Below are 17,048 nucleotides of genomic sequence, written 5' to 3'. Positions count from 1 at the left end.
GGCCCTTTTCGGATGCAGGTTATCGATTCAAATATCAGTATGCTCTATTTACATAGAAACTTGATCCCCTTTGATTCTGATCCATCCTCTGACCAGATCATTATTGCATCTGGCTTGAAAAGGACTTTGCCTGGAATTACTCCTTCTTCTGAAACAGGGGATGCTGGGGATCTCCGCCGGAGCGTAAGAAAGCGAGCAGGTCGAGTGCTTCTTCTTTCGTGAGTGTATCGATGAGTCCCGTAGGCATCATGGATGATTTGGAAGGCAGCATTTCTTCGACAGTATCACGGTCAATCGAAGTCAGATTACTGGGATTGGCCATATCCGTAAGCACCATCAGGTTTTTTCCATTGAGATTAATTACACGACCATTGACCACGCGACCATCATCCAGGATGAACATGGTCGAGGCATACTGATCTGAGATGACCTTCGAGGGCTCAATGATCGACTCCAGCAGGTTCTGTGCATTGAAACGGCCCCCTGCCCCGGTCAGATCGGGGCCAATAGTGCCTCCCTCTCCGGCAAAGCGATGACATTTAAAACAGGTGGCAGCGGCAAACATCCTGCGTCCCTGTTCGAAGTTTCTTTGTGAATCATCGCTGACTTCCGCATTCAGTAATTCATCCACCGTCCATTTCTTTACGAAAGGTCGCGGCGGCCCTTCTGCTATCGGTTCTGCCTTTTCGAGGTTCACTTCCAGAACAGGTTTTAACATTTCCTTTTCCGCATCAGACAGGTTTTTAATCGCTTCTGCCCGAATATTGACCAGGAATTTATTGAACGACATCCCCCCTTTATGGGCGGTTGACTTGAGATACCACTCGAAATATTTCTTTCGCAGTTTGTCATTCCAGCCTGTTCTCTGATTCATCAGCACCTTCGCATAATGAATCTGTTCTTCCTGTGTGAGCGCTTTGTCCTGCAGTTCCAGAGTCCGTTCAATGACCTGGGGCGCATTTAGATAAACCAGTACCCGGCTCAGCTCACGATTCATAAAGGAATTGTCAGCCGGATATGCCTTGTTAATCTGCGCCAGCACATCCAGACGTTCTTTTTCTGTCGGTGCTCCGAGCCGAATAAACACCAGCTGATACAACCGCAGCAGATCTATTTTCTGAGTGTCTGAGAGTTTCTTCCAGTCCAGTTTTTTCAATACATTCACTAACGGCGTTTTGAATGCCGGGCTCCCATTGCGTGCCAGTGCGATTCCAGCTGTGATGAGCGTACTCGGATCATTTTCCAGCAGCACACAGTTCTGCCATTGTTCGACAGGCTGGTGCTCAAGGGCAATCCGGGCAGCGAAGCGGATGTGCCGATCTACATGTCCCAGGTAAGGCCAGACCGAATAGACAATCGTTTCATCCTTTTGTCCATGCAGTTCTTCCAGGTCACGGCGTAATTCCCGCAAACCGGCGAGCGCATCTGGATCTGGTTCTGCAGGAGCCGTCGATTCATCGCCTGTATAAGTAATACGATATAAACCGGACTGCGTGCGTCGACCGCCAATCGTAAAGTAAAACGCACCATCCACAGGACTGACGACCAGATCGGTCACAGGCAGAGGCGTAGCGGAAGCAAACTTTTCGTACGTCGCGGTATAGGATGATCCTTCAGGCTTCAGGTGGACGGCATAAATAATCCCGTAACTCCAGTCTGAAATGAATAACGCCTCCTGATATTTCGCAGGAAACTTCGCCCCGGTCCCAAAGATAATTCCCGTCGGTGATCCCTGACCAATATTTACCACTGCCGGCAGACTGTCGGGATAATAGTCGGGCCATTTCCCCGTCCCCGATCGCCAGCCGAATTCACTCCCGCTGGTTACGTGGTTAACACGGGTTGGACGATACCAGGGAGAGCCCACATCCCATTCCATGTCGGCATCATAAGTAAACAGTTCCCCTTCCGGATTAAAGGCGATGTCATATTCGTTCCGGAATCCAGTACTGATGACTTCAAATTCTTTCCCTTCCGGATCGGTACGGCAGATCCAGCCACCCGGCGCCAGTTTACCGGCAGCATGACCGCGGGCATCCCACAACCGATGCAGCAGCAGATCCTCGCCCCAGTTACGGGGAACCAGCGATTTTTCGGGATCGGGCAGGTCGGTATGATTTCCCGCAGCGATATAGAGCGATTTTTTATCGGGCGAAAGAATGATGGCATGCGGTCCATGCTCTCCGCCTCCTTTAATTTCGCGCAGGAATTTTACTTCGTCAAACTGATCATCGCCGTTGGTATCTTTGAGGCGATACAGGCCCGAAGGTCGTTCCTTCCCACCATTCACAACGGCATACAGACTGTCGAAGGCATACAGCAGTCCGTGCGCCATGCCCATATCGACCTTCAGTTTTTCCACCTGAGTGTTATTTACTTCAAAGCCAATTTTCGCTGGCGTAATGCGATACAGGTCCCCGTACTGATCGGAAGTAATCAGACGTCCTTTGGGATCAATGGTCATACTCACCCACGAACCCTGGACTTCAGTGGGAACTGAATACAGTAATTCCACTTTGAAATCTTTGAGCAGTTTGATCTGGTCTGCTGGGGTTGCTGTTGCGGAGCGGGGCGCTTCGGTATTTCCCAGTGAGATCGATTCGATCTCGATCAATCCTGTCTGACTGGCCGGATCAATGCGCAGGCCGGTCATTTCCGAATCGGCGTAGAATACAAATGAGAGTTCCTGCCAGTCGGTGTTCTTTTTCTTCAAATCGAATCGTTCAGAACGCTGGTCCGCATAGCTGTTATTTTTCTCTGTTTTCCAATAGACCTCGCCTTTCAGTGGAAAGTCGGCCCGCAGTTTTAATTTGACCTGTTTCCAGCCGGCAGCTGATTTTAACTCGCGACCGAAGTGGGGATCTTTGCCGGTACTGTTGACCTGCAGCAGATGATCTTTGACCGACAGCTGGCAATCTGTGTAAGCAGTCCAGCCATGGTCCTGATTCTCAAAAGTCCATGTCTGAGTTGATGGAGCCTCAGTAGCGTCGGCGGCCATCAAGGTTTGAGAAAGCAGCATCAAGCTGATGGCGAAACACAACGATTGAATTACTTGAATCATGTAGCTGCCCCTGATTCGTGATCAATTGGAAATAGAATTGCAGTGGAACGGAAATGTGGTATTGTCAACTGGATCGAAAGCAATCTGCCAGCATCGCTGTTGAACAGATTGACAATAGGGAAAAGTTTCAGATATCGGATTTCGGCTGTTAAAATAGAGCGATTTCTTCATCATAACAGCTGGATTATGCATTGAAAACTCGTCTGTATCCATTTTTATTTTTTGATTTCCCGCAGGCGAACTCGAAATTTGTACGAAATCATTGCATCATATACGGGAGTGATTCATCATAATTCTTCTCAATTCTTTGAGCTGATCGTACGCACAATATAAACAAGGAGCCTCACTTGATGACCTGTCGCGAATTGATTCGGAACTGCTGCCTTTTTGCAATAATCTTTAGTATCTCACTCCTGTTACCCGCCTGTAACCAGCAGAAAGGGAACGGTAAAAAAACAGTTGCCTTCGTCACAAACGGAGTCGACCCGTTCTGGGTGATTGCCCAGAGAGGTGCTGAAAAAGCGGGTGAAGACCTGGATGTGAATGTCGAAGTGAGAATGCCCCCCCAGGGTGTGGCGGATCAGAAACGAATGGTTCAGGAACTGCTGGCTCAAAACGTCGATGGAATTGCGATCAGCCCGATTGATCCGGAAAATCAAAATGAGCTGTTAAAAGAAATCGCCGCGCGATCGATTCTGATCACTCAAGATTCCGACGCACCGGAAAGCCCACGTCAGTGCTATATCGGCATGGATAACTACACCGCCGGTCGCATGTGTGGAGAACTGGTCAAAGAAGCCCTGCCGGATGGAGGCGAGGTCATGCTGTTTGTAGGGCGTCTGGGTCAGGCCAATGCCCGTCAACGCAGGCAGGGTGTGATTGACGAACTGATGGATCGCTCGCACGACGGTTCACGCTACGACAAACCAGGTGAGGTCATCAAGAATGACAAATACTCTATTCTGGATACCCGTACTGACGACTTCGACCATCCGCAAGCCAAAGCGAATGCGGAAGACGCGATTGCCAATCATCCCAATTTAAAATGCATGGTCGGTCTGTTTGCTTACAATCCCCCGCTCTGCCTGGAGGCGATTCGTGACGCCGGGAAACTGAAAGAAATCAAGGTTGTCTCATTTGACGAAAATGAAGCCAGCCTGCAGGGAATCATGGATGGTACGGTCGTAGGCACTGTCGTTCAAAACCCTTACCAGTACGGCTACGAATCGGTACGCGTTTTGAAAGCACTCGCCAACGGTGACAAGTCGGTGATCCCGGAGAACGAAATTCTGCACATTCCGGCTCGCAAAATCCGTAAGGACAATGTTGAGGAGTTCTGGATCGAACTGAAATCACTGCTCGACGATTCTGCGAAAAAGGATCCGGGGCAAACCGTAAACGAGACAATAAAATCTGCAATGAAAACTGATCCGGGAGCAACACCAGACCCCCGTTACCCACAACAGCAGAAAGAACCGCAGAAGGATGAGTAGTCCTGCCACGACTCATCCGGCACCACTTCTCGAAGTAGCTCAGATCTCCAAACAGTTTCCTGGCATTAAAGCCTTGAGCCAGGTCAGCCTGTCGTTAAACCATGGGGAAGTACTGGCTGTCATTGGTGAAAATGGTGCCGGTAAAAGTACGCTGATGAAAATCCTGGCGGGTGTCCAGCCTCCGGATTCGGGGAAACTGCTGATTGAAGGAGCAGAAGTCTCAATCTCCGACGTAGAGGCTGCGTTGGAGCATGGGATCGCCCTGATTCACCAGGAGTTGAACCTCTGTGAAAATCTGGACATCGCAGCCAATATTTTTCTGGGACGTGAGCCCGCTTCCTGGAATGTGATTAACCAGCAGCAGACTTACGTCGAATCCGAAAAGCTGCTAAAGCAGGTGGGGCTGAATCTTCCTCCGCAAACCCTGGTAGGTGATCTGACCGTCGGGCAGCAACAGATGGTCGAAATTGCCAAGGCTCTTTCGATCAATGCCCGAATCCTGATTATGGATGAACCCACCTCATCCCTTTCTCTGCACGAATCGGAGGCCCTGTTTGCCGTCATCCGGGAACTGAAGGCGCGAGGGGTCAGTGTGATTTACATTTCCCATCGGCTGGGCGAGGTCAACGACCTGGCCGATCGTGTCGTCGTCTTACGCGATGGCGAAAACGCAGGCGATCTGGACCGTGCCTCGATCTCCCATGAACGGATGGTGCAATTAATGGTGGGCAGGAATGTCTCCCAGTTTTTTCCGCATACGCCCCATGAGCCCGGTCAGGTCGTTCTGGAAGTCAAACAGCTCCGTACCCCCGCCTATCCGTCCCACTTCATCAACTTTTCGATCAGGCAGAATGAAATTGTTGGTATTTCAGGACTGGTCGGAGCAGGCCGTACAGAACTGCTGCAGGTGCTGTTTGGCATCGACTCTCCTCTCAGTGGTTCCATCTCTGTTGCCGGACAGGAAGTACAGATCAATTCACCGCGGGATGCAATCCGAGCGGGTCTGGCACTGGTACCCGAAGACCGTAAACTACAGGGGCTGGTGCTGGAGATGGCAGTCCGCGAAAACATGAGTCTGGCCAGCCTGACGCGCGATCGAAAATCACTGGGTAGAATTAATTTTAATCAGGAACGCAACATCTCCGAAGAGATGATCGCGGTGATGAATATCAAAACTCCCAGCGATAGTCAGATCGTGCAGTTTTTATCTGGCGGAAATCAACAGAAGGTCGTGCTGGGAAAATGGCTGGCCATGAATCCCCGCGTATTGCTGCTCGACGAACCCACCCGCGGCGTTGATATTGGTGCGAAAGAAGAAATCTACACACTGATGAATCAACTGGCCTCTCAAGGCATGGCGGTCCTGTTTGTCAGTAGCGATCTGGAAGAAATCCGCGGTATCTCTGACCGTGTGCTGGTCATGCATGAGGGACAAATGACTGGCGAACTCTCCCGCGATGAATTTAGCGAGGAGGCCATCATGCAACTGGCGACCGGCCAGACTTTCAGCCACAGTCAGACGTAATGATCATCTAAGCTGAAATCATACCTGAGAATCAGAATCATGAAAAAAATACTGGGAATTTTAATCTTACTGATTGTTGTCTGCGGCGTGACTGCCATCTCGAATCAGAACTTTGTGTCTGCGTATAACATTCAGAATGTGACGCGACTCACATCCCTGTTTGGAATTATCAGTATTGGCGTCGCCTTTGTCATCATTTCCGGCGGCATTGATCTGTCGATCGGTTCGGTGATCTGCCTGATTGGAACCATGCTGCCATACCTGCTGGCCAAAGGGGTTCCCGTTCCGCTCGCCTTCTTGCTCGTCGGAGTCCTCTCTATCTGTATCGGCCTCGCACATGGTTTACTGATTACCAAACTGAAACTGCAACCCTTTATCGTGACCCTGTGTGGCCTGTTGATCTATCGGGGTGTCGCCCGGGGGATTACCGAGGATCAAACCCAGGGCTTCGGTACGGCTCATGCGGGACTCCGCTATCTGGCGACTGGTAAAATCGATCTCCCCTTCATCGAAGGATTCAAGCTACCTGTGCCGTTCTTAATCATGCTCGGTTTGGCTCTGCTGGCTGCTTTCCTGCTGAATAAAACGATTTTTGGCCGCTATCTGAAAGCCATCGGAAACAATGAAGCGGCCGCCCGTTATTCCGGCATCAATACCGACCGGACGGTGATCATGGCATATGTGATCTGTTCGTTTCTGGCCGGAGTCGGCGGGGTCCTGTTTGCCTTGGATATCAACTCCGTACAACCCGAGGGAATCGGCAACTTTTACGAATTGTACGCGATTGCAGCAGCCGTTCTGGGAGGTTGCAGCATCCGGGGTGGTGAAGGCAGTATTCTGGGTGTTGTGATCGGGGCGGCTTTGATGCGGGTTCTTCGAAATTCAATTACCATGCTGGGGATTCCCTCCCAACTGGAATTTGCTATCATTGGAGCAGTAATTTTAGTCGGCGTGATTACTGACGAGCTTGTGAAACGCTATGCACAAAAACGCAGAGCCAACCAGCAATCCGGAATGTACAGCGGATAAACCCGACAGATTATCAATGGATCAAACAACATGATTACTTATGAATATTTCTGTGAAGCAAACGGAAAAACAGTAGAAGTCAGCCACCGCATGTCAGAATCGTTTCAGACCTGGGGCGAAGTCTGTCAAAAAGCGAACCTCCCCTTAAACGGGACTTGTGAATCGGCCCCGGTGGAACGCCTGATTTCAGGGGGACTGTTATTCAAAGGGGAAAGTTCAAACAAGAAATCCCAGCTGCCGATGGCTGATCCTGGCTGTGGTCGCTCCAACTGCTGCCGTCATTAACTTCCCTTTCTGTCAACGCGCTACTCGATAAAATCCTCTGCTTCTTGAAGGTCCGCTGTGTCTTTGTCCCGCATTAAAAATGGAACGATTTACGATCCGGCAAATGGAGTCAATGGCGAAGTCCGCGACCTGTGGATTCAGGATGGTAAAATTATCGACCGTCCCCCCAACGCCGATTCGTTCTCGGGAAAGACACTGGATGCTACCGGCTACGTTGTGATGCCGGGGGGCATCGATATGCACTGCCATATTGCCGGCCCTAAAGTCAATGCGGGTCGCAAAATGACGCCGGACCTGAAACGCACAGCGCCCCCCATCTATCGCGGCGAACACACTCGATCGGGAACAGGCGGCGTTGTCCCCAGCACCTTCGCCACTGGCTATCTGTTTGCCAGCATTGGTTACACGACAGCCATGGATGCTGCCATTCCGGGACTGCATGCCCGTCATGCTCACGAGGAACTGCAGGACACGCCGATTCTGGATAAAGGCTTCTACCTGCTGTTCGGCAACAATCACTTTGTGATGAAACATCTGCGGAACCAGGACCAGAACGCCCTTGATGCCTACTGCGCCTGGCTGCTGGAATCAGCCAAGGGATACACCATTAAAATTGTCAATCCCGGAGGTGTCGAAGACTGGAAGCAGATCAGCCGCAAGTCGATCAAGGAACTTGATTCGCCAGTCCAGAATTTCGGCGTCACGCCTCGAGAAATTGTACGTGGTCTGGCTGGCACTGCAGACCGTCTGCAGCTGCCTCACTCTGTGCACATCCACTGTAATAACCTGGGGATCCCCGGAAACTGGGAAACCACCCTGAATACGATGGAGTCATTGGAGGGGCATCGCGGGCATTTAGCGCACGTCCAGTTCCATTCGTACGACGGCGATCCCAACGATCCAGCCAGTTTTTCCTCGGCGACTCAAAAACTGGTGGATTATGTCAATACGCACGAAAACATCACGGTGGACGTGGGACATATCAATCCCGGTACCACGCTCTCGATGACCGGTGACACACCTTTCAGCCAGTTTCTGCATAACATCAACCGAAATAAATGGTATACGGCCGACTGCGAACTGGAGAGCAGTTGCGGCGTGATTCCCATCGAATATCGACCGCAGAAAAGTCTGATCAACGCAGTTCAATGGGCGATTGCACTGGAATGGTATCTGTTGATGGAAGATCCGTGGCGGGTCATCATGACCAGCGACCATCCGAATGGCGGTGCCTTTTATCATTATCCGGAAATCATCTATCTACTGATGGATCGCAGCTTCCGCCTGGAATTTCTGTCCCGGATGCCCGAAGCGATTCGTGAACGCAGCGTGCTGGCTGATCTCGAACGGGAATATTCACTGTATGAAATTGCCATCATCACCCGGGCGGCTCCCGCGCGGGTTCTGGGCATGAAAGACAAAGGACACCTGGGAGTGGGTGCCCACGCTGACATTACCATCTATGCTCCACAGCAAAATCGACAGGAAATGTTCGAGCGTCCCCGCTGGGTCTACAAAGACGGTCAACAGGTTGTCGCGGACGGCGAAATCCAGGCGCATGCGTTCGGCAAAACGTACTACACTTCGCCTGACTTTGATCAGGAATTTCTGCCCCACATCGAAAGCTGGTTCAACGAGAACTATTCGATTCGTTTCCGAAACTACCAGATCGACAGCCAGGAAGTTCCCCAGGCAGAAGAAATCGCCTGCGCAAAACCTTAAGCTGTATCCGTCTGACGCAAGCACAAAAGCACTCTCAGAACTAATCCAAGAGTGCTTCATCCGGTTTAGACTCCAGTAGAAACAGCAGCTAAAACGCGTCGCATTTCACCATTGCTAAATCGGAGGCAGTGTTCTATCCAGATTCACGTCGGCTGCGACGACGTTTTCCAGGGGCAGGTACTGTCCTTCGTCCGGATTAAAGTTGAAGACATCACCCGTTTCGAATTTATAGACCCAGGCATGCAGCTTTAAACTTCCCCGACTGATGGCAGCAGCAACCGAAGGGTGGGTCTTCAGGTTTTCGATCTGAACCAGCACATTTTCTTCTACTGTTAAAATAAGTCGTTTATCCGGATCCGTCAGATGTTCATAGTTTTCAGAAACAATTCTACGAGTTGATTCTGCGTGTTCCAGATAGGCTTTGACTGCGGGCATTTTTTCAACAAGCTGCGGATTCAGTAAACCCGCCATAGCACCACAATGGGAGTGACCGCAGACAATAATATCTTTGACATTCAAAGCACTTACTGCATATTCAATTGTCGCTGCTTCCCCTCCATGGACGGCTCCATACGAGGGCACAATATTTCCAGCAGTGCGCAGAATGAACAGTTCTCCCGGCCTGGTTTGAGTCAAATAGTTCGGATTGATTCTCGAATCTGAACAGGTAATGAATAAGGCCAGCGGACTTTGACCTTCCGCTAACGTCTCAAAAAGTTTCTGATCCTGGCTGAAATAATTCCTTTGAAACTCATGTATCCCATCAACTAGTTTTTGCATCTGCCTGCTCCCAAAACCTGAGTTATTATTATCTGTTCCTGACAGAATTTTATTCAAATGACCTTGCTGTTAGTCAGATGATTTCTACCAGAACAATATTACACATACAGACAGTGATCAAGGGCTAGAAGCATTGCTTTTTAGGGACCTCAAAACTCAAGCTGCCCCTTCTCATAATCCAGCCGGTGTCCACTCATATTGGCCAGACCGAATGTGAATGTGATCTCTGGCCTCTCCCTGAAGCATGCTATGAGGGTGCCAGAATCACTGAAAACGAACTTGCAGTTACCCAGTGTAACTATTATATTAGCGCACTCAAATGCGTTAGTATAATTTTTCAGTATGGTGTCCTCATCACGGCTCTGATCAAATCCGTGGCAACGGAAGCTGTTGAACGACATCATCCTGCTGGAATCTTTGATGAAACTCTTTGTTTTACATATTCTCTTTTTAGGGGTTTCCTTCAGCACTGCATTGACTCTGGTCTCTCAGGAAGAACCACGGGACATTCCAGTCGAACAGCCTTTTGAGAAATTCGAAGAGACTGAATCCTTTGCAAAAATGAAAAAATGGGATCTGTCATTCCACCTGTTCAGGGCGGGAACTGCCGATTCCTATCCCGACCATTCATTTGATTTCCTGCATCTGAAACTGACTCACGTCCCCTCATCAGTCTCACAGAGTCCGGATTGCTCGCGCGCACCGCCAGTCGACATTTTTTGCTGCTAGTGCTTTGTCAAGCTGGAAATTGAGGGTTGGGGGTGTTGTTTACGTGCTCCGTTGTCGCACTCTCGTGATATCTATCAACCCAAATTTTAAAATGACACTCCACTGGTTCTCATACCTGCAACGCGCGCTCTCATGATCCTGCTCGATCATGATCTTCTTGCTCCTGCCCTGATTGAAGTGTTTTAAACCATTTCGCAGCTCTGAAATGGCTCCGGACAATCGCTTCGTGTCTACTTTGACAGTGCAAACAGCAAGTATGGAATACCCAGAGGTATTTCGAATTTCTGAATTTTATGCAGTGAAAAATCATGAATCAATCCGCCCATCAAGCTTCAGATCAACAAACCGTTCCCCCTGTGTCTGAGGATGACTCTGTTGATCTCCGACATTTGATCGAGCATACGGCTCATTATTTGCCGGCCCAAGGGCCGATCACTGTCTTCGTACACCATAACACTCTGCACGCTTTTGAAGACCTGCCATTTGAAGAAGGCGTCGTCGCAGGAGGTCGAACTTTCGGGTGCCATCCGTTTTTGTCGGAAGATCGATACCGGAAAAAACTGGATAACGGGCGGATTCGTATCCAGGACCTCGAAGCCGTTTTACTGGACGACCTTGGCGAAAGTTCCGAAATATTAATTGGTGGCTTCGGTACGCGGTTTGCGCTCCGTCTGGCGATGTTGCAGTTTCCGCTGCATTCCGGACCGGTATCTGAACTCCGCTGGTTCATCGCTCAAACGGATGCCTTACGTCATTTCCGCCAGGAAGTCGATCCGGTGGTCCGGGAGCAGACCATTACCGCAACGCGGCACTGGATCATGCGTGAGTTTCTGAACGGAGCTTCGGATAATCAACAGGGACACGAACAAATCCTGAACAGCCTGTTCGATCAGTTCGGGAAATCTTCGATTGAAAAATGGAATGACAGAAAATGGGAAGCTTTTGTATTACATTTTCTGTGGCGTGTCTGTTCTACAGGAGCACAAAAGATAAACGCTCCCTCTAAGCAGCCGTCTCAACCGCTCAGACACCGGGATCTGCTGCTGCGAGTTACTGATATGGATACGGACCTGATTGTACACGATGTCCTGATACGATTTTGTGCTGCATTTCTTGATCAGGGGATCAGTTCCTGGTCTTTACCTCAGCGGAATCTGGGATTCTATCATGCTTTTTTTCAAGTGTATGCCGATTCCAGGATCAGTCCGGCTATCGAACTGAAAGGCTTAGATCGTGAAATCCAGAGACTGGAGTCATCAGACACTGGTCCTCTCGAATCTATTGCAGAATCACTTTCCCTGCTGGGAGTCACTGCTGATGAGCGGGAAGCCTATATATCTCAATCACTTTTAGCATTGCGTGGCTGGGCTGGTATGCTGTGGCAAATGGAAACCAATGCAGAGTGGATGCCACAACCAGCGCCTGCTGACACCCTGATCGGATTTCTGGCGATCCGGCTGATACTGGACAGACTGGTCATCGAACATGTCATGAAGCATTCGTACGACGAAACAGGCCAGTTGGATTCGCTGCGGACAGCTATTCTCAACCAGACGGGTAAACAGAAATTCTGTCAGACCAGTCAGCGTGCTTTTACGATCTTTCAGCTTGCCCAGGTTCGGGGCTGGAACCCGGAAGATCTACTCCACCTTTCCCAGACACAGTGGTCGACTCTCATCAAAGAGATTGAGGCATTTTCCAGCCTTGAGCGTCGTCGTATTTATCACCTGGCTTTTGAGAGAAAATATCGCAATGAAACACTCGATGCGGTCTCCACGCACTCGAGCCGTCTTCGAATTCAGCAGGATCAAATCAATACTTCCCGATTAACTGCTCCCGCATATCAGGTTGTCTGCTGTATTGACGATCGCGAAGAATCGTTCCGCCGCCACCTGGAAGAAATTGCACCTGAGTGTGAAACATTCGGCATTGCGGGTTTCTTCGGCGTTGCCATGTACTACCGAGGCGCAGCAGATGCACACTTCACCCCACTCTGTCCGGTGAATATCAAGCCCGTACATTATGTCCAGGAAGAAACGCTGCATTCCTTTGAACAGGTCAGCCGACGACGGGCTGAGACGCGGCGGCGAATTGGACGGGCCATTCATCAGGCCCATGTCGGAACGCGAACTTTTATTGGAGGCTTTTTAACGGGGATCCTGGGATCACTGGCTGCATTTCCCCTGGTTGCCAGAATTCTGTTCCCCCGTACAACGGCACAGGTTCGCAGAATATTCAATCGCATTGTGCAGCCCCCAGGCACGCAGCTACGACTGGAACGAATTGACTCCCGACCGGGCTCCCAGGAGGAACAGCTTGGCTATTCCATTGAGGAAATGGCAGTCATTGTCGAAGGGGGACTCAAGGCAATCGGGCTTTCCAGATCCGAACTGTTTTCACCACTGGTGGTCATTTGCGGGCACGGATCGGCCAGCCTGAATAATCCCCATAAAGCCGCTTACGACTGTGGCGCATGTGGAGGAGGTCGTGGCGGTCCGAATGCCCGTGCATTTGCACAAATGGCGAACGATCCACGAGTCAGAAGGATCCTTGCCGATCGTCAGTTCATGATTCCAGACAATTCCTCTTTTATAGGCTGCTATCATAACACCTGCGATGACAGCGTCACCTGGTACGACCTCGACGGGCTCCCGTCTTCGCAGCGTAAATTATTCGCGAAAGTGGAAAAACAGTTTAACCAGGCGCGAGCTGGCAGTGCGCATGAACGTTGTCGCCGATTTGAATCTGCTGAACTCGCTCTCTCTGTGAATGAAGCACTGCGACATGTTGAGGGCCGTGCGGAAGATTTGTCTCAGACGCGACCGGAATGCGGTCATGCCACGAATGCATTATGCTTTGTCGGCCGCAGGAAATGGAGTCGGGGTCTGTTTCTGGACCGTCGTGCATTCCTGACCTCTTATGATCCAAGTCAAGATGATGCGGACGGCTCCATTCTGGAACGTACGCTCCAGGCCGTGATTCCCGTCTGTGCCGGGATTAACCTGGAATACTTTTTTTCTTATGTGGATTCCTTTGGATATGGTTGTGGTACCAAACTCGCTCACAATATTACATCACTGCTAGGCGTGATGGATGGAGCGGCCAGTGATCTGCGTCCCGGTCTGCCTTTACAGATGGTCGAGATTCACGAACCCGTTCGCCTGCTGTTCGTGATTGAAACCACGGTCGATGCGATGAATCGTATTATTGCCGACAATCAGTCGATTGCCCGGCTCGTACAGGGCAACTGGGTCCAACTGGCAGTTTTCGATGTGGAAACGTCCCAGATCCATTTATTTCATCGGGGAAGATTTCAGCCCTACCTGCCGGAGACGCAAGAGATTCCGACCGTAGACTCCTCCATCCACTGGTATCGTGGCTGGCGCGATCATCTGGGGTTTGCTTCCATCCGGGAACATCAGACTTCGCCATGAGAAACAAGAGATGTTTACCGTAAATCGATTTCCTCAGTTCTGAATTAGACATCTGGATCACCATGAACTCTGATACTGTATTTCACTTTTCAGGCGTGTGTGTCGTAGCCAGCCCTGCACTGCTGTTCGCGATCCTCGGCATCACATCTCTGATTGGCAGACCAGTCGGGGAACGAATAATCGCTCGCGCCACCCAGACACTGGTCTTGATTGGCCTGTTTGCCTCCATGACGATCCTGGGACTGATGCTGTCTTATGGAATAAGATATGTCCCGATTGAGCTTGGTAACTGGGTGGTTATTCCTGAACAGCATTTTCACTTTCATTTGAAATTTATTTTTGATCGTCTCTCGATTCCCTTCTGTATCCTTTCATTTATTCTCTGTGGTACCGTGGGGGCATTCGCCAGCCGCTATCTGCACCGCGACCCCGGCTACAATCGCTTCTTCGTCTGTTATTCCATTTTTCTACTTGGCATGGTGGTCTCTTCACTGGCAGGTACGATTGAGACGCTCTTTTTCGGATGGGAACTCGTCGGTCTGTCTTCGGCATTACTGGTTGCTTTTTTTCATGAAAAAGTCAACCCGGTTCGAAATGGAATGCGCATCTGGACCATTTACCGGATTGCGGATGCCGCTTTTCTGTTAGCCGCATTGATGCTGCACCATTTAACGGGAGCCGGTGATTTCGTAGGCCTGATGGGAACCGGTTCATGGCCCGACGGTCATGCGACGATTACCGAACAACATGCCCTGATTGTCGGAATACTGCTGTTAATTGCCGCCGCCGGAAAATCAGCACTCGTCCCGTTCTCCAGCTGGCTGCCTCGAGCCATGGAAGGGCCCACCCCATCCAGCGCGATTTTTTATGGCTCTCTGTCTGTCCACCTGGGAGCCTACCTGCTGTTACGAGTCAGCCCGATTCTCGAACTGTCCCTGACGTTAAGAATCGCCGTCATCTTGCTCGGGTTGATCTCAGCAATCTATGGAACCCTGGTAGCCCGGGTGCAGACAGATATCAAAAGTGCCCTGGCGTTCGCCTCTCTGACCCAGGTGGGTATTATTGTTGTCGAAATCGGCTGTGGGCTACGCTACATTGCACTGATTCACATCATCGGTCATGCCTGCCTGCGAACGCTGCAACTACTGCGAGCCCCTACTTTACTGCACGATTATCACACGCTGGAAAATGCGATTGGCTCCCCGCTTTCCCATAAGAAATCAATTTTTATTCGGGTGATTCCAGAACAATATCGCAACCGACTCTATCGATTTTCGCTCGAACGGGGTTACCTGGATGTCTTGAGCGACCAGTTCATCGTCCGTCCGTTTATCTCCCTGTTCTGTTGGTGTGATAACATGGAACGCCGCTGGAACAAACTGCTCACCGGCAATGAATCCAAAAAGTCGGATCCGATCAAAACACGTTCTGACTCGATGGAGGATTACCTATGATTCCTGAACTTCACCTTCCCTGGATGGAGATATCGATCCTGATTTCTCTGGCTGGTTCACTCTGGCTTAAGACGACACAGAATCGTGATATTGCCTACAAACGCTGTCTTATCATCTGCACCCTCGTCTTTCTGAACACAGTCGTCGGCTGGATAGACTTTGTCAGTCTGCAGACCTTTGCAGCGGCAGATCATTTCCGTCTTACAAAACTACTCTGGGATAAAGACATCTTCATTGTAGACGAATTGAGCGCCCCGTTACTCCCTCTGGGTGCGCTGCTGTATCTGCTGACCGTACTTTCTACTTTAAAAACCAAAGGACACCGCTTCTCATTCAGCAGGACTCTGTTATCGGAAGCCATTCTATTAGCAACGCTCAGCAGTCGGGAACCCTGGGTGATTATCTCCCTGCTTTCAGTAGCAACGATCCCGCCTTACCTGGAAATCAAATCGCATAGAGAATCTCCCCGCGTTTATGTACTGCATATGGGTCTCTTTGTCGCCTTACTGGTATCAGGAGGAGTTCTGTCTGGTTTCGGAAACGCGCATGATGCTATCACACTGATGGCCGGTGCCCTGCTCACCACTGCCGCTCTGTTGCGGAGTGGAATCGTACCGCTGCACTGCTGGATGACAGATCTGTTTGAAAAAGTCACTTTTGGAACGGCCTTGCTGTTTGTCACGCCAATGACAGGAGCGTATGCCGTCATGCGACTCGTATATCCGATCGCGCCTGACTGGGCTCTCCAGGGTATCGCACTGATTTCTCTGACCACGGCTGTCTATGCTGCCGGCATGGCATTAGTACAGAAAGAAGCACGACGATTTTTCTGCTATCTGTTTCTTAGCCATTCTTCTCTGGTACTGGTAGGCCTGGAAATGGCAACTCCCCTGGGATTGACCGGTGGACTGTGTGTCTGGATTTCAGTCGGTATTTCCCTGGCAGGTTTTGCGTTAACCTTTCGTTCAGTGGAAGCACGCATTGGACAGATTTCTCTTACAAAATACCATGGGCTTTACGAGCATACACCGACTCTGGCGGCACTGTTTCTCGTTACAGGACTCGCCTCAATCGGTTTCCCCGGGACCCTGGGGTTCATTGCAACGGAGTTACTGGTGGAAGGCGCTATTGAAGTTTATCCACTGGTGGGAACAGCAGTATTGATTGCGGCGGCTTTAAACAGCATCGCAATTTTACGTGCCTATTTTCGGGTCTTTACCGGTACACGCCATGTCGCATCTATCTCGCTGAGGGCCCGTGTTTCTGAACATATCGCAATTCTGATCCTGGTCGCGCTCATTCTGGGTGGGGGGCTTTATCCACAGTTCGGTGTGGCATCCCGTTATCACGCTGCAAAAGAACTGATTCAACAACGTGGCTCTGTTTTTCAGCATTCCACGTCAGATGCAAAGGGGGCCAAGACAGAGCTACCCGCTGCACAACCACCTGTGATCAGCACTCATCATAATAGCGAGTGAAAGGATTTCGGTTTTAAGCAGACAGATCTGGTCCTGGATTGCTTGCCTTGCGAATCGG

General features: G+C 50.4%; 10 protein-coding genes. 8 read left to right on the top strand and 2 right to left on the bottom strand.

What is annotated here, in order from left to right; translation table 11 throughout:
* Window positions 1-136 precede the first annotated feature (136 nt).
* Window positions 137-3,061: a c-type cytochrome gene (locus AACZ40_RS02865; RefSeq protein WP_291176926.1), complete on the bottom strand. Its 2,925-nt coding sequence runs from the start codon at window positions 3,059-3,061 to the stop codon at window positions 137-139.
* Between the two features lie 350 nt (window positions 3,062-3,411).
* On the opposite strand from AACZ40_RS02865, the gene AACZ40_RS02860 reads away from it, so the two are divergent.
* The 5 genes from AACZ40_RS02860 to AACZ40_RS02840 are packed head-to-tail and all read left to right on the top strand — an operon-like array spanning window position 3,412 to window position 9,115.
* On the top strand, window positions 3,412-4,554 hold the full coding sequence (locus AACZ40_RS02860) for a sugar-binding protein (protein ID WP_291176923.1): 1,143 nt from the start codon (window positions 3,412-3,414) through the stop codon (window positions 4,552-4,554).
* On the top strand, window positions 4,547-6,079 hold the full coding sequence (locus AACZ40_RS02855; RefSeq protein WP_291176921.1) for a sugar ABC transporter ATP-binding protein: 1,533 nt from the start codon (window positions 4,547-4,549) through the stop codon (window positions 6,077-6,079). The genes AACZ40_RS02860 and AACZ40_RS02855 overlap by 8 nt, the downstream gene beginning before the upstream one ends.
* 39 nt (window positions 6,080-6,118) lie before the next feature.
* Window positions 6,119-7,108 (top strand): ABC transporter permease, encoded by a 990-nt coding sequence (locus AACZ40_RS02850; RefSeq protein WP_291176918.1) that lies wholly within the window; start codon window positions 6,119-6,121, stop codon window positions 7,106-7,108.
* 30 nt (window positions 7,109-7,138) lie between these two features.
* Window positions 7,139-7,393 (top strand): hypothetical protein, encoded by a 255-nt coding sequence (locus AACZ40_RS02845; protein ID WP_291176917.1) that lies wholly within the window; start codon window positions 7,139-7,141, stop codon window positions 7,391-7,393.
* A gap of 57 nt (window positions 7,394-7,450) precedes the next feature.
* A complete protein-coding gene (locus tag AACZ40_RS02840; RefSeq protein ID WP_291176914.1) occupies window positions 7,451-9,115 on the top strand; it encodes a formylmethanofuran dehydrogenase subunit A in 1,665 nt (554 codons plus the stop codon).
* A gap of 114 nt (window positions 9,116-9,229) precedes the next feature.
* Here the strand turns inward: AACZ40_RS02840 and AACZ40_RS02835 are convergent, their stop codons facing one another.
* A complete protein-coding gene (locus AACZ40_RS02835; protein WP_291176911.1) occupies window positions 9,230-9,895 on the bottom strand; it encodes a carbonic anhydrase in 666 nt (221 codons plus the stop codon).
* Between the two features lie 1,037 nt (window positions 9,896-10,932).
* Between AACZ40_RS02835 and AACZ40_RS02830 the strand changes: the two genes are divergently transcribed.
* The 3 genes from AACZ40_RS02830 to AACZ40_RS02820 all read left to right on the top strand — a co-directional run bounded on the left by AACZ40_RS02830 (window position 10,933) and on the right by AACZ40_RS02820 (window position 16,990).
* Window positions 10,933-14,058: a DUF2309 domain-containing protein gene (locus AACZ40_RS02830; protein ID WP_291176906.1), complete on the top strand. Its 3,126-nt coding sequence runs from the start codon at window positions 10,933-10,935 to the stop codon at window positions 14,056-14,058.
* 62 nt (window positions 14,059-14,120) lie between these two features.
* Window positions 14,121-15,512 (top strand): proton-conducting transporter membrane subunit, encoded by a 1,392-nt coding sequence (locus tag AACZ40_RS02825; RefSeq protein ID WP_291176904.1) that lies wholly within the window; start codon window positions 14,121-14,123, stop codon window positions 15,510-15,512.
* A complete protein-coding gene (locus AACZ40_RS02820; protein ID WP_291176901.1) occupies window positions 15,509-16,990 on the top strand; it encodes a proton-conducting transporter membrane subunit in 1,482 nt (493 codons plus the stop codon). Before AACZ40_RS02825 ends, AACZ40_RS02820 begins: the two co-directional genes overlap by 4 nt.
* Window positions 16,991-17,048 lie beyond the last annotated feature (58 nt).

The sequence above is a fragment of the uncultured Gimesia sp. genome (genome assembly GCF_963972345.1).
GTDB lineage: Bacteria > Planctomycetota > Planctomycetia > Planctomycetales > Planctomycetaceae > Gimesia.
This window is presented reverse-complemented; position numbering and strand designations above follow the sequence as displayed.

Bases quoted from the DNA above. Each gene is read 5' to 3' on its own strand.
- AACZ40_RS02830 (WP_291176906.1), top strand. From the start codon at position 10,933: ATGAATCAATCCGCCCATCAAGCTTCAGATCAACAAACCGTTCCCCCT.
- AACZ40_RS02835 (WP_291176911.1), bottom strand. From the start codon at position 9,895: ATGCAAAAACTAGTTGATGGGATACATGAGTTTCAAAGGAATTATTTC.
- AACZ40_RS02820 (WP_291176901.1), top strand. From the start codon at position 15,509: ATGATTCCTGAACTTCACCTTCCCTGGATGGAGATATCGATCCTGATT.
- AACZ40_RS02855 (WP_291176921.1), top strand. From the start codon at position 4,547: ATGAGTAGTCCTGCCACGACTCATCCGGCACCACTTCTCGAAGTAGCT.
- AACZ40_RS02845 (WP_291176917.1), top strand. From the start codon at position 7,139: ATGATTACTTATGAATATTTCTGTGAAGCAAACGGAAAAACAGTAGAA.
- AACZ40_RS02825 (WP_291176904.1), top strand. From the start codon at position 14,121: ATGAACTCTGATACTGTATTTCACTTTTCAGGCGTGTGTGTCGTAGCC.
- AACZ40_RS02850 (WP_291176918.1), top strand. From the start codon at position 6,119: ATGAAAAAAATACTGGGAATTTTAATCTTACTGATTGTTGTCTGCGGC.
- AACZ40_RS02865 (WP_291176926.1), bottom strand. From the start codon at position 3,061: ATGATTCAAGTAATTCAATCGTTGTGTTTCGCCATCAGCTTGATGCTG.
- AACZ40_RS02860 (WP_291176923.1), top strand. From the start codon at position 3,412: ATGACCTGTCGCGAATTGATTCGGAACTGCTGCCTTTTTGCAATAATC.